Below are 13,847 nucleotides of genomic sequence, written 5' to 3' on the forward strand. Positions count from 1 at the left end.
CAGCGAAGCAAAACGATATGAAAGTTGCCCTCATTACCGGTATTACGGGTCAGGATGGTGCCTACCTGGCCGAACTCCTACTCGAAAAAGGCTACGAAGTACATGGCTTGAAACGCCGTTCCTCGCTTTTCAACACTGACCGCATTGACCACCTGATGGCCGATAAGCACGGCCGCAAAAATCCTCGCCTCACCAATCATTATGGCGATTTGTCGGATTCAACCAATCTTATTCGCATCATTCAGGAGGTGCAGCCCGACGAGATTTACAACCTTGGGGCTATGTCACATGTGAAGGTGAGCTTTGATGCCCCTGAATATACGGCTGACGTAGATGGGGTAGGAACGCTGCGCATTCTGGAAGCTGTGCGCTTACTAGGTCTTGCCAAGAAAACCAAAATCTACCAAGCTTCCACCTCGGAGCTTTATGGCTTGGTGCAGGAAGTACCTCAGAGCGAAACTACGCCTTTTTACCCGCGTTCGCCTTATGCCGTGGCCAAGCTCTACGGCTATTGGATTACGGTGAATTACCGCGAGGCCTACGGCATGTTCGCAGTGAACGGCATCCTGTTCAACCACGAAAGCCCTTTGCGCGGCGAAACCTTTGTGACTCGCAAAATAACGCGGGGAGTAGCCCAGATTGTACTGGGAATGCGCGACGATATTTCGCTCGGCAACCTTGATGCCAAGCGGGACTGGGGCCATGCTAAAGACTATGTGGAAGCCATGTGGCGCATTTTGCAGCAAGACGAGCCCGAGGATTTCGTCATCGCTACCGGCATCACTACTACCGTGCGCGACTTTGTGCGCCTAGCTTTTGCCGAAGTAGGCGTGGAGGTGGCCTTTGAAGGGGAAGGCGTGGGCGAAATTGCCCGCGTAGTAAACTGCTCCATGGGCGAATACCAAGTGGCGACCGGTACCATCGTTTGCCGCGTGAACCCAGCCTACTTCCGTCCCACCGAGGTAGAACTACTCATTGGCGACCCGACCAAGTGCAAGGCCAAGCTGGGCTGGGAACCTAAGTATGACCTGCCCGCCCTGGTGAAGGATATGATGCAGGCTGATGTCGAGTTGTTTAAGCGCGATGCTTATCTAATGAAAGGTGGGCACAAAGTGAACTGGCAGCATGAGCAGCACCAGTAAGCTACTAGGGTTCATACCAAGAGGGCGTGATTAAGCGGGCTCAGAATGTGGTGCGCCGCAACGTGCAGGCGTTGCGGCAGCAAGGTTCCTTTGCGCAAAACTTCGCCGTTACGTTTTCGGGAACAGCGGCCGTGGCCGTTATTGGCTTTGCGGTCACCCCTATTATGTCGCGGCTATACGCTCCGGCAGCTTATGGCTTGTTTGCGGTATTCAATACCATGGTCGGCAACATCGCGCTGCTGTCCACGCTGGCTTACCCGTCGGCGTTTCTGCTGCCGCGGCTACGCAAGCGGTTCTATGCCCTCGTGCAGCTAAGCATGGTGCTGGCCATCGGGATGCTGCTGGTAATGCTGCTGCTGGTGTTTCTGTTCAAGCAACCACTGCTGCGGCTGCTCAGCGCAGAGGCCTTGGGCAATTGGGTGTACATGGTGCCGGTCAGCGTGTTTTTATTTAACATGATGATGCTCATGAACTCTTGGTACCTGCGAACCAAGGATTTTGGTAAGCGCGCCGGCATCGATGTGGGCACTTCACTGGCTGGCCGCGCCCTCACCTTGGGGGCGGGGGTGGTGCTGCACGGTAGCCCGACGGGTCTGCTGCTGGGCGACTTGTTTAGTAAGCTAACTGGGGCGGGTACGATGCTATTCAGTGGTATTCACCGGCAGGTGGGGGAGGTGTGGCGCTCGTTTTCCTGGGTGCGCATCCGGGCAGTAGCGTACGAATACCGGGAGTACCCGTTTTTTGTGATGCCCACCGGCTACCTCAACACGCTGGCTTCCCAGCTTCCCGTCTTCTTTCTCACCAGCTCGTTTGGAACTACCGCGGTTGGGCTATACGCCTTTTCGACCAGCCTGCTGGAATTGCCTATCGGCTTGATTGGTAATGCTATTGCTCCGGTTTTTTTGCAGAAGGCCACTGAAATATATGAGCAGGAGCCCGAGCGACTAAAGCAGCTATGCCTGGGCCTCTACAACAAGCTGTTTTACCTGGGCTTACTTCCATTCGGAATCATTACCGTATATGGCGACTGGATTTTCAAGTTTGCTTTTGGCGCCCGCTGGGAGCAGGCCGGCGTGTTCACTGCCTATTTGGGCTACTACTACATTTTTAAGCTGGCTTCTTATGCCACCAGTCCCATCTATGCGGTATTTCGGAAGCAGCGCACCGTGCTGCTGGGCACCGCGCTGCTGGTGCTGTGCCGGGCGGCCAGCCTGACGCTGGGCACCTACACGCACGACCTGAACCTGGGGATGCTGCTGTTTGGGGTGAGTAGCCTGGTTGTTACTTTCCTTATAGATATGCATATCCTGCACTTGCTCAAGCTGCCGGTGTTGCGCGTGGCTATCCGCAGCATTCTGCTCGTGCTGGTTACGCTGGCTGTGCTGAAAGGACTACGCATCGGACTGGTGCACTTTTTCGGCTAAAGCAATTTCAGGGCCTCTTCTTTACTTGACTGATAAGCAACTGTGAACACCCCTTTTTTCTCCATCGTTATTCCCACCTACAACCGGGCTGACCTTATTGGTCTGACACTGGACTCGGTGCTGGCCCAGACGTTTGCTGAGTTTGAGATTTTGGTAGTGGACGACGGCAGCACCGACCACACGGCCGCCGTAGTGCGCGCTTACACCGATTCGCGTTTGCAGTACCTGCCCAAGGTCAACGAGGAGCGTGGGGTGGCCCGCAACTACGGTTTGGCGCGGGCTACCAGTGAGTATGTGCTGTTTTTGGACTCCGACGACTTGTTTCATCCTGGTCATCTTGCTGCCTTGCACGCCGCCATTCGGGCTCAGAATCCGCGCCCCAACTTCATTGCCACCAAGTACGATTTCGCCCGTGACGGGGAACATCGGCCCAGCGGTTTGCACCCGCTGCCAGCAGGGCCGCTGGGGTTTGAAACTTTTTTGCAGGGCAATGTGCTAGCGTGCAACGTATGCGTGCGGCGGGAAAACCCCGCCCTGCACCCGTTTGAGGAGGACCGCCGGTATGCGGCTGTGGAAGACTGGATGTTCATGCTTCAGAACACCCAGCGCGATGCCGTGCAACTGGTTGACGCGCTGACGCTGACCATGAACGACCACGACCAGCGGTCGATGCGGGCCGATAACCAAGGGCTTATCCGTCGGCTCGACCTTGCCGCCGGCTGGATGCAGCAGCACCTGACCCTGACCCCGGACCAGCGCCGCCGCCTGCTGGGGCGATTACACTACCTGTGTGCCATTCATGCCCACATAGATGGCCACCGCCGCCAAGCCCTCGCGTATGCCCGGCAGGCTGCCCCCGGCCTGCCGTTACAGCAGGCTGCCGGGCTGCTGTTGCGCTGCCTGAGCAGCCCTTCATCAATCCAATGGTTGAAGGGCCGGCTTGGACGCTAACCCTTCACTCCGCCTATTTCGTACCAAGCTGCGATGCGAATACTTTTTCTGGGTTATTGGGGATTTGAAGACCCTTTGACGACTGCGACCGTGTTGCCGCACCTGCGCCTGCTTCAGGACCGAGCCGATGTTGAGGCCATTCAGCTCGTGACGATAGAGCGGGAAGAATCAGCGCTTAGGCCGCCCGCGCTCAAATTGTCTTTCACGACCAATAAAATCACGTTTGCGCCCTTGCTTTCTCCGCCCGGGGGGAATGTGCTAATAAATAAAACAGCGGATTTTTTGCGTTTTCCACGGGTTTTGGCTGCACAGGCAAAAGCGTTTGGAGCTGACTTTATCTTGGCGCGCGGTGCTCCGGCCGGTTCGCTGGCCTACTTAGTATGGCAGCGCATAGGCATTCCGTTCTACGTTGAATCTTTTGAGCCTCACGCCGAGTACATGCGCCAAGTGGGGGTCTGGTCACGATTCGACCCGCGCTACTTATTTCAGCAATATTGGGAAAACCGGCAGAAGCGGCATGCCCAGGCCTTGCTGCCCGTAGCCGAGAACTACCGTCAGCAGCTTTTGCGGGAAGGGGTATCACCCAAGCGGGTAATCACCGTGCCTTGTTCGGTAAATCTCGTCGACTTTGCTTTTGACCCCAAGGAGCGTGGGCAGACGCGCGCGCGCCTGGGATTTGCGCCCGACGCGTTGGTAGGCGTATACGCAGGTAAATTCGGAGGAATTTACTACGACGACGAAGCATTTGTCTTGTTCCGGAAAACGGCCGATTTTTTTGGCCCGTCTTTTCGGCTGTTGGTTCTGAGTCCGCAGCCGGCCGCCGAAATTTTGCTTAAATTAGCGGCTGTCGGTATCGAACCGGCGCAGGTAAAGGTTGTATTTGCGCCCTTCTCTGAAGTACCTAGGTACTTGTCTGCCGCTGACTTTGGCTTCGGCTTGCACCGACCAACGCCTTACGTTTCGCCTATTAAGGTAGGCGAATACTGGGCCAATGGCTTGCCCGTGCTACTTACCGCAGGAGTCGGCGACGATTCCGCCATCATTGAGCGCGAAGGTGGCGGCGCAGTATTTAACTTGGAGCAGCCCGGTAGTGTGCCAATAGCCCTGTTAACCCTTCAGGCGCTATTGGAAGCCTCAGATTGCCGTGCTAATACGTATCAACTGGCCGTCCGATACCGTTCAATAGAGCGTGCCCGGGAGGCCTATGCTGCTTTATTTTAGCTTTTAAGCGACAACAGCCAGGTACAGCTGTCCTACTCTCGTTTCATGCGTATTCTATTTCTGAGCTATTGGGGGCTGAACGATGGCCTGACTACCTCCACGGTTTTTCCACACCTGCAACTACTACAGGACCGCCCTGATGTGACGGCCGTGCGCTTGGTCACTATCGAGCGCGGTTCGGATGCCCAAGCGGCACTGGTGTTTGAACCGGGATTTGCTGCGGGCAAGATTTCATTTGAGCCCTTGCGCTCCCGGCCCAGCGGCAATGTTATTCTCAATAAAATTGAGGATTTCACCCGTTTCCCAAAGGAGCTGATTCGGCAGATTGCCGAGTTTAAACCCGATTTTATGATTGCGCGGGGCGCGCCGGCCGGGGCGCTGGCCTATCTGGTGTGGCAGAAAATCAAGCTGCCGTTCTACGTCGAGTCCTTCGAGCCGCACGCTGACTACATGCGCGAGTCGGGCGTTTGGCGAGCCTACGATCCCCGCTACCTCTTTCAGCGGCACTGGGAGAAGCGCCAGAAGCAGTTGGCCTTGGGCTTGATGCCGGTAGCCGAAAACTACCGCCAACAGCTTATTAGTGAGGGGGTGCTTGCCGACCGCATCGTGACAGTACCGTGCTCGGTCGATGCAATGGCCTTTGCCTATGATGCCACTGCGGGCCAGCGGGTACGCCAGCGCCTGGGCTACACGGCCCCGGCCCCGGTAGTGGGTATTTACGTGGGGAAGTTTGGCGATATCTACTATGATGAGGAGGCCTTTGAGCTGTTCCAGGCGGCGGCCAATCATTTCGGTCCCGAATTCCGCCTGATAATTCTCACCCCCAACCCCGAGGCCGAGGTGCGCCGTAAGCTGGAAGCCGTCGGCCTTGGGCCCGACCGCGCTTTTGTGACCAAAGCCCCACACGCCGAAGTGCCCAATTACTTGTCGGCGGCCGACTTTGCGTTTTCGCCCATCCGCCCCGCGCCCTGTCGGCGGTTTTGTTCGGCCATCAAAATTGGCGAGTACTGGGCCAGCGGTTTACCCGTTTTGGTTACGCCGGGGGTGGGGGATGACTCCGCCATTGTAGAAGCCGAAGCGGGCGGTGCGGTATTTGACTTGACTGAGCCGGGTAGCGTGCCGGCGGCTCTAGCCCGGCTGGCCGCACTGATGCGCATGCCCGGGCATCGGGCCCGCATCCACGAGTTGGCCGTGCGCTACCGTAGTCTCAACCGGGCCCGCGAAGCGTACCAAGCATTGCTACCGGGGGCAGCCACCGCGCAATAAGGCGTTTTTGCCTAAATTTAGCTGCGTTCCGGCACTTTTGCCGCTCTTAGTCCTGCCTTGTGTCCAGTACTCGTCCGCTTCTTTCTGTTGTCAGTCCGGTTTATCGGGCGGAGGCCCTTGTGGAAGAACTGGTGCGGCGTATCCGGGCCAGTGTTGAGCCCCTCACGCAGAATTATGAAATCGTGCTGGTCGATGACCGTAGTCCCGATGATTCATGGGATATTATTAAACAACTGGCGGTCAGCGACTCGCGCATTCAGGGCATCCGTCTTAGCCGCAATTTCGGCCAGCACCAAGCTATTACTGCTGGGCTTGACTGTAGCCAAGGAGAATGGGTGGTAGTGCTGGACTGTGACTTGCAGGACCAGCCCGAGGAGATTCCCGCGCTTCTGGCTCGGGCGCAACTGGGCTACGACCTAGTACTGGCCCGCCGCACCAACCGGCAGGATTCGTGGAGTCAAAAAATACTCTCACGCCTGTTTTACCAGGTGCTGACTTTTCTGACCGATACGCCGCAGGACGCGGCGGTGGCCAACTTCGGGATTTACCACCGGCGGGTAATTACCGCTGTGCTGACTATGCGCGAGAATATTCGCTACTTCCCCACCATGGTGCGCTGGGTGGGCTTTCGCAGGGCGTATCTTGACGTAGCGCACGCTGAGCGCGCCATCGGTTTGAGCAGCTATGGTTTGGGACAGCGGCTGCGATTGGCCCTGGATATTTTGCTTGCTAATTCTGACAAACCCCTGCGTTTAACCATAAAATCCGGCTTGTTATTGGCGGGGGGAGCCTTTTTATTCGTGCCTGTGACCTTATTCCGGTATTGGGTGGGGCAAATTTCCCAACCCGGCTACGCCAGCCTGATAATTTCTATCTGGTTTTTTTCGGGGCTGCTGCTCTCGGTGCTCGGCATGGTGGGGCTTTATATCGGCAAAACATTTGAACAGGTGAAAAACCGCCCGATTTACATCGTGGACGAGGCTACTGATAATGCTTACCTTCTATGAAGCTGGGAGCGGAGGTGCAGTTGTTGGCTTGGGACAGCGAATGGCTGGGATTTCCGGTGGCACGATTAGTAGTCGGGGCCGACGGTTCGGCCACGGCGGTGTCTACGACTATGGCGCAGTGTCGAGCGTCCGGCATCAAGTTGCTGTATTTGCTGGTGAACCCAGCCTGCACTGCCGCTTCAGCGGCAGTGCAGGCTGCTGGGGGATGGCTCGCTGATGTTCGGCTGACCTACCGACTATTGCTCGCTAGCGGCATTTCGCTGGCACCGTTGCCGCTTGGCATTGCCTTGGCAATGGCTACGGAGTTCACTCCCTCGCTCGAAGAACTCGCGTGGCGGAGCGGAGAATATTCTCGTTTTCGGCGCGACGCTCGAATTGGCGACATGGCATTCCGGGCGCTTTATACCCGCTGGCTGCACCAAGTGCTGGCGGATGGCTTGGTGTGTGTGGCCACCACGGAAAACGAGAAAGTGGCGGGTATGCTGGCCTTTGAAGCGCGCGACCACGAGACGGCCAGCATTGCGTTGCTGGCGGTGGCTCCCACGGCCCGGCGCCGGCATGTGGGGCAATGCTTAGTGCAGATGGCCCAGCAGCAAGCCCGGCATCAGGGGTGCACCGAGCTGCGCGTGGTGACGCAGGGAGTCAACCAACCGGCCCGGCAGTTTTACGAGCAGTGCGGATTTAAATTGCTGCGCACCGAACATTACTACCACCTGTGGCTGTGATGAGCGTGGACAGCCCACTGGCCGGCGCGTAGCTTTGTCCTGCCATGCACATTCCGATTCCCTTCAACAAGCCGTATTTTTCGGGCGACGAGGCACGTTACATCGAGCAAGCGGTGCGTTCCGGTAAAATCAGCGGCGATGGAATGTTTACGGAGCGAGTGCATCGGTTTTTCGAGCAGGAGCGGGGTTTTCAAAAAGTGCTGCTTACTACCTCCTGCACCGATGCGCTGGAAATGGCAGCCTTGCTGCTCGCCATCGAGCCGGGCGATGAGGTCATCATACCGTCGTTCACGTTCGTGAGTGCGGCTAATGCATTCGTATTGCGCGGGGCGCACATCGTATTTGCCGACAGCACGGCGCTCAATCCTAATCTCGATACCAGCACCCTCGAAAACTTGGTAACGCCCCGCACGCGCGCTATCGTACCGGTGCACTATGCGGGCATTGCCTGCGAGATGACCACCATTTTGGCCGTGGCCGACCGGCACAGCCTGGCCGTGGTGGAAGATGCGGCTCACGCCATTGACAGCTACTACCGGGGGCAGCCCCTGGGCACGCTGGGCACACTGGGTGCTTTCTCGTTTCACGAAACCAAGAATATAATCTCGGGCGAGGGCGGCATGCTGGCCATCAACGAGACTCGGTTGGGGGCGCGAGCCGAAATTATTCGTGAGAAAGGGACCACCCGCTCGGCATTCTATCGGGGAGAAGTAGATAAGTACGGTTGGGTGGATATAGGCTCTTCGTTCCTGCCTTCGGACATTATTGCTGCGTATTTGTGGGCGCAAATTGAGCACTTAGCCGATATTCAAGGCCAGCGCCGGGCTATTTGGCAGCGCTACTACGCGGCGCTACAGCCGTTGCTGAGCCAGGGAATTGGTCTGCCCGTGCTGCCCGACTACGCTACTAACAATGGTCATCTGTTTTACCTCATATGCCGCAGCCTAGCTGAGCGCACAGCCCTCATTGCGCATCTCAAAGGGCGCGGCATATGGGCGGTATTTCACTACCAGCCCCTGCACAGCAGCGCCTACTACGCGGCTCAGCATGACGGCCGGTCCCTGCCTTGGGCCACCCATTACGCCAATTGTCTCGTACGCCTGCCACTATTCTACGAGTTGATTGAACCCGACCAGCGCCGTATTACTGATGCCGTGCTGGACTTCTTTCACATGTATTAATCTCCTTTCCGTGCGTATTTTATTCTTGATTCCGTATCCACTTGGCCGTGCTCCATCGCAGCGCTTTCGCTTTGAGCAGTACCTCGACGCGCTAACGGCCCACGGCCATTATTATCGGCTCGCCCCATTTATATCGGTGGCTACTTGGAGTATTCTCTATCAGCCTGGCCATGCCGCTAAAAAAGCAGGAGGAATTTTGGCGGGGTTTATTCGCCGGCTGTTATTGCTGTTTTCCGTACCCACTTACGATTTCGTTTTTGTGCATCGGGAGGCGGCGCCGGTTGGTCCGCCCGTGTTCGAGTGGCTGATTGCAAAGGTGCTGGGCAGGAAAATTATCTACGATTTTGACGATGCCATCTGGCTGGCCAACACCACAGAAACCAACAAGGTGGCGGCAGGAGTAAAGTGGCACCACAAAGTGGCCGATATTTGTCGATGGGCTTACAAAAACAGCTGTGGCAATATCTATCTGGCTAATTATGCCGGGCAATTCAACCCTAATACCGTCGTCAACCCCACCACCATCGACACGGTAAACCTGCACAACCAAGTGCGTGACCAAACGGCGCCCGGTCGTCTGGTGATTGGCTGGACGGGTACACACTCTACCCTTAAATACTTGGACCAGGTGGTGCCCGTGCTAGCAAAACTGGAAGCGGAAGGGCTGGAATTTGAGTTCCGGGTAATTTCCAATCAGCCGCCCGCCTTTTCACTCCGCTCCCTGGTCTTTGTTCGTTGGCAAAAAGATACCGAAATCGCGGACCTACTGGGGTTTCACGTGGGTCTGATGCCGCTGAAAGATGACCTGTGGGCGCAAGGCAAATGTGCGTTCAAAGCACTGCAATACATGGCATTAGGTATTCCAGCGTTGGTGTCGCCAGTGGGAATGAACATGGAGGTGGTGCAGCACGGTCAGAACGGTTTCGTGTGTGCTAACCCCATCGAATGGGAAGCCAGCCTCCGGCAACTGCTGGCTGATGCCGCGTTGCGACAGCACCTTGGTAAAGCCGCCCGGGCGACCATCGAGACGCGGTACTCGGTTGTGGCTAATACCCCCAACTTTCTGGCTTTATTTCGATAATAGCAACCGTTTAACGCAATCAGAAAACAGCATAATGCCTTATGCTGCCTGGGCGCGTCGGTCCGTTGTGGAAGCACGATTTCGCACGACTGATTTAACTGCTGCCTTGGTTTGAGCCAAGCTTTGCAAGATGTACAGCCCACCCAGGTAAAACGGAATCATGGGGATTTTGTAGCGCACTAGTGTTCCAAAATTGGAGCTAGTGATGCCGACGGATGCCGCAAATACCACCGCAAATACAAAACAGAGTACCAGTACCGGGTGCTGGCCGATGATACCAAACGTTCGTGCCACGCCTGTTCGCCAAAAAATGCGCAGGGTGAAAAGCAAGATAAAGCCAGCCTCCAAGGCTGAAAGCAACATCACTGGGTTGTGGGCTTCCCAAACGAATGGGCGGAAGAGGGCGGTGCCCACGGCTTGAGGCGCAAGTTTGGCCATACTGCCTAGGCTGCCATCCAACTCACCTAAGTAATAACCGGCGCCCTCTTGTTTGACGCTTTGCTGGTAGAGGTAGTCAGCAGTAATCTTACTACGCTCGCCAATTTTATCTACATCATACTTATCGTCTCCTTTGGTAAGATTAGTGGCAGCATAAAAAGCTAGTGCCCCGCCCAACGCTAGAAACAGGGGCTTTGCTAGTAGGCGCACGCTTTGATTTCTGATGCGGGAATTAGTTTCGTTGAAAACCCAAAGCAGTGCGCCAGGAAGAAAGCATAGCAGAATATATACTTTGATTGAGAATAGTGCATAGGCCGCAGCAAAACCAATCAGCGCGCACTTGAGTACGGCCTGTCGCTGCACCGCGCCCCGATAGAGGGCGTAAAACAGCCACCCCAAGGCACCCAAACACAAAGAGTCTTTAAGAAGTCCTGAGCCCCAGAAAAACATGGATGGCACATAAAATACCGTCCAGGCAAGTTGCTTGTATACGTGCGGCCTTATTTTGGCAAATGTGATATACATCGCCCATATTCCACTGAAGCTGATGGTAGCGAATAGCAACGCAATAACCGTGTAATTATTGAAGCAAAACAGACCCAGAAAGGCTGCGAAGCGGGAAACTAAGTATTCGGTAGACCCGGCTTGGTGCCAAAACATTTGCACCACGTAGGGAGCCGTCTCGGGAATGTTATCGCCGCCCCCATCGAGGAGGAGTTTCCAGCCGGTTGCGAATGACTTGTCGAATGCCGAATTGATGATTTTGGCATGATAGAAGTAATTGAACGTATCACCTCCGTTGTAGTAAAACTGATATATCAGTCCCAGCCCGATGGCCCCGACAAACTTCAGCGTCAGGGCCGGAATGAAATAAGGCTTGGTAAATTGGTTGGTGACTGCCGGGCGAACCAGATACGCCAAGGCATAAAGGATGCCCAGATAGATGGGAGCTAAAAATAAATCGGAGAGTTCCATCTTCTAAATCAGGACTTACCGTTTTTCTTCAGCCACGCCTTAGCCTCTTTGTGCTGCTCCGATTTGCGGTCGGCTTTATCCAGTATTACAGTATAGTAGCGTTTTGCTGCCGCCAAGTCCTTGGCTTTGACCGCCATGCGGGCAAGGTTAACATTGGAAAACAGGTAGAAACCGCCAGAGTTGTCGCCGGTGCTTTCGGCAAACACGATACACCGCTGGTAATAGTCCTTGGCTTTGGCCATGTCGCGGTAGCGGTTTTGCATCAGGTAGCCCAGAAAGTAGCTGGCGTAGCGCCCGCTGATGCCCTCATAGCCGGGCATGCCCCGGTTTATCTTATCCAGAATTTCGCGGCTCACCCGCTCGCAGTCGGCAAATTCGCCTTGGTCGTAGGCCAGCAAAGCATAGAAGCGTTGAAAATAGCCGTTGTCGGGGTAGGTGGTGGCGAGATACTTTGCTATTGGCATGGCCTCCTCGGCATTATTCTCCTCGTTTTTAAGGATACGCATGAGAAAAGACCGGGCTTCAGTCGCGGTGTAGAAGCCGTTGTTGGCTACGCTACGTAACTGCTGAATCCCCACTTTCTTATCGCCTTTGGGAAAGAACAGCAGCACAGGTTTGAGCAGGGTATAGTTTTCGCCAATCCAAACCGAGTAATAGTTGAACAGCGCCTGCCCGAACTGAAATTCCGGGCTCAGGTCATTCGCCTCCTGACTCTTCTTGAGGTAGTTGAGTGAGCGGCGGGCATCTACGGTAGCCTTGCGCCAGTCGTGCCGCTCGCCGTGCAGCCGCGCCGAAAACCCGTAGGAGGCCGATAAGAAAAAGCTGGCCTCGTAGTTATTATTATCGGCATCGTACAAGCGCTGGGCCTTGGTGACGGCCGTGTCCATGTAGGCCAAAAAGGTCTTGTCGTATTGTAGCGTCTGAAGCTGCGTGGGCACGATTTTCCACCACGTATTCAGTCCCAATAAAAAATACGGCATGGGGTGGTTAGGGTACCGCCGCCGCAACGAACGAAACTGCTTTTCCGCCCGGTCGTACTTGAAGTTGTAAATGTTGTTAACTGCACCGTCCAGTTCCTGCTGGATGTCTTTATCGAGCAGGAGCCAGCCTTTGGTGTCGATGGCCGAAGGCAGAACGCCCACCGTATCGAGGGCCACTGTGGGGATGGGCGGCGACGTACGAATGGTATCGGGTGTCTGGGCCCGGCCCAGTAGCGGCATCATAAGCAGCCCCAAGCAGACCCAAAATAGCGTACGCAGCATAAATTGATAGTAGAAGATAGACCCAAACTGTAAATCGATTACTGGTTGGAACCCATTTACGGGCCTGCTAAAGTACGGACTTTGACTTACTTTTGGGCGTACTTCCCTTTGTCCATGCAACTGTTGCACTCCCTCTGCCGGGTCCCGGCCCCCGCCGGTAATGAAGCCGCCCTCACCCAGTTTGTGCTGAACTACGTGCACGAGCACCAAGCCAGCTGGGAGCATCGGCCCGAAATTGTCGCTGACGACCGGTTTCAGGACTGCATACTGCTGGTGTTTGGTCAGCCGCGCACGGCCATTTTTGCGCATCTTGACAGTATTGGGTTCACGGTGCGCTACGGTCGGCAACTGGTACGCATCGGCGGTCCGCAAGTAGAGGCCGGCTACCGATTGGTGGGACAAGATTCGCAAGGACTGGTAGATTGTACGTTAACTGTTGATAATGAAACGGGTGAATTGGGTTACGCGTTCCACCGTGAGATTGACCGCGGGACCGAGCTTACGTTCTATTGTGACTTTCGCGAAACGGTCACCACGGTGCAAAGCTGCTACCTCGACAACCGTCTGGGGGTGTGGAATGCTCTGCGTCTTTGTGAAACGCTGGAACACGGCATCATTGCCTTCTCCTGTTGGGAAGAGCACGGCGGCGGTTCCGTGGCGTACCTGGCTAAATTTATCTACGAAACCTATGGCGTGCGCCAAGCCTTAATTTCGGACATTACCTGGGTTACCGAAGGCGTACATGCTGGTCAGGGCTGTGCCATTTCGCTGCGCGATTCCCTCATTCCGCGCCGCGCCTACGTCGACCGTATTCGGGCCATTGCCGCAGCTTCGGGCATCGCGCACCAACTCGAAGTAGAAGGCAGTGGTGGCTCCGATGCCAAGGAGTTGCAACACGCGGCTGCGCCGTGGGACTGGTGCTTTATCGGGGCCCCCGAAGACCATGTGCATACGCCCAACGAGCTGGTGGACAAGCGCGACATTGAAAGTATGCTGGCGTTGTACCGGGTGCTAATGCAGGAATTGTAGCGCGGCTGATGGTCAGCTTTTCAGTTGTTGAAGAGCCAACCAAAGGTGCTTTTTTCGAGGGGCCTGAACGGGGAAGTGATTTTCGTAGCAATTTCCGCTATTTTGCGGGCCGAAAACACACACTTTCACATTTTTCCGTTCTTAT

Annotated in this window: 12 protein-coding genes; 10 read left to right on the plus strand and 2 right to left on the minus strand. The window is 55.6% G+C overall.

The window, feature by feature from the left end; all coding sequences use genetic code 11:
- The first annotated feature begins 17 nt into the window (after positions 1-17).
- The 9 genes from gmd to IEW17_RS07950 are packed head-to-tail and all read left to right on the plus strand — an operon-like array spanning position 18 to position 9,998.
- Complete coding sequence (gmd, locus tag IEW17_RS07910; RefSeq protein WP_188561496.1) at positions 18-1,142, plus strand: GDP-mannose 4,6-dehydratase; 1,125 nt, start codon at positions 18-20, stop codon at positions 1,140-1,142.
- Between the two features lie 26 nt (positions 1,143-1,168).
- Positions 1,169-2,566, plus strand: a complete 1,398-nt coding sequence (locus tag IEW17_RS07915) for a lipopolysaccharide biosynthesis protein (RefSeq protein WP_188561497.1) — start codon at positions 1,169-1,171, stop codon at positions 2,564-2,566.
- A 42-nt stretch (positions 2,567-2,608) separates the two neighbouring features.
- Entirely contained in the window at positions 2,609-3,517 is a 909-nt protein-coding gene (locus IEW17_RS07920; RefSeq protein ID WP_188561498.1) for a glycosyltransferase family 2 protein, read from the plus strand.
- Positions 3,518-3,550: 33 nt separating this feature from the next.
- Positions 3,551-4,738, plus strand: coding sequence for a glycosyltransferase (locus tag IEW17_RS07925; protein WP_188561499.1), 1,188 nt, complete (start codon positions 3,551-3,553; stop codon positions 4,736-4,738).
- Between the two features lie 45 nt (positions 4,739-4,783).
- A complete protein-coding gene (locus IEW17_RS07930; RefSeq protein WP_188561500.1) occupies positions 4,784-6,004 on the plus strand; it encodes a glycosyltransferase in 1,221 nt (406 codons plus the stop codon).
- Positions 6,005-6,063: 59 nt separating this feature from the next.
- Entirely contained in the window at positions 6,064-7,011 is a 948-nt protein-coding gene (locus IEW17_RS07935; protein ID WP_188561501.1) for a glycosyltransferase family 2 protein, read from the plus strand.
- Positions 7,008-7,736: a GNAT family N-acetyltransferase gene (locus IEW17_RS07940; RefSeq protein ID WP_188561502.1), complete on the plus strand. Its 729-nt coding sequence runs from the start codon at positions 7,008-7,010 to the stop codon at positions 7,734-7,736. Before IEW17_RS07935 ends, IEW17_RS07940 begins: the two co-directional genes overlap by 4 nt.
- Before the next feature lie 44 nt (positions 7,737-7,780).
- On the plus strand, positions 7,781-8,917 hold the full coding sequence (gene rffA, locus IEW17_RS07945; RefSeq protein WP_188561503.1) for a dTDP-4-amino-4,6-dideoxygalactose transaminase: 1,137 nt from the start codon (positions 7,781-7,783) through the stop codon (positions 8,915-8,917).
- A gap of 10 nt (positions 8,918-8,927) precedes the next feature.
- Positions 8,928-9,998: a glycosyltransferase family 4 protein gene (locus IEW17_RS07950; protein ID WP_188561504.1), complete on the plus strand. Its 1,071-nt coding sequence runs from the start codon at positions 8,928-8,930 to the stop codon at positions 9,996-9,998.
- 39 nt (positions 9,999-10,037) lie between these two features.
- On the opposite strand, the gene IEW17_RS07955 is transcribed toward IEW17_RS07950, so the two are convergent.
- The gene (locus IEW17_RS07955) at positions 10,038-11,411 is read right to left on the minus strand and encodes a hypothetical protein (RefSeq protein WP_188561505.1); all 1,374 of its coding nucleotides are present in this window, start codon (positions 11,409-11,411) and stop codon (positions 10,038-10,040) included.
- A gap of 8 nt (positions 11,412-11,419) precedes the next feature.
- Complete coding sequence (locus IEW17_RS07960; RefSeq protein ID WP_229748876.1) at positions 11,420-12,673, minus strand: tetratricopeptide repeat protein; 1,254 nt, start codon at positions 12,671-12,673, stop codon at positions 11,420-11,422.
- A gap of 114 nt (positions 12,674-12,787) precedes the next feature.
- On the opposite strand from IEW17_RS07960, the gene IEW17_RS07965 reads away from it, so the two are divergent.
- Entirely contained in the window at positions 12,788-13,702 is a 915-nt protein-coding gene (locus tag IEW17_RS07965) for a M20/M25/M40 family metallo-hydrolase (protein ID WP_188561506.1), read from the plus strand.
- Positions 13,703-13,847 lie beyond the last annotated feature (145 nt).

Source organism: Hymenobacter frigidus (assembly GCF_014640435.1).
In the GTDB taxonomy this organism is placed as follows: Bacteria; Bacteroidota; Bacteroidia; order Cytophagales; family Hymenobacteraceae; genus Hymenobacter; species Hymenobacter frigidus.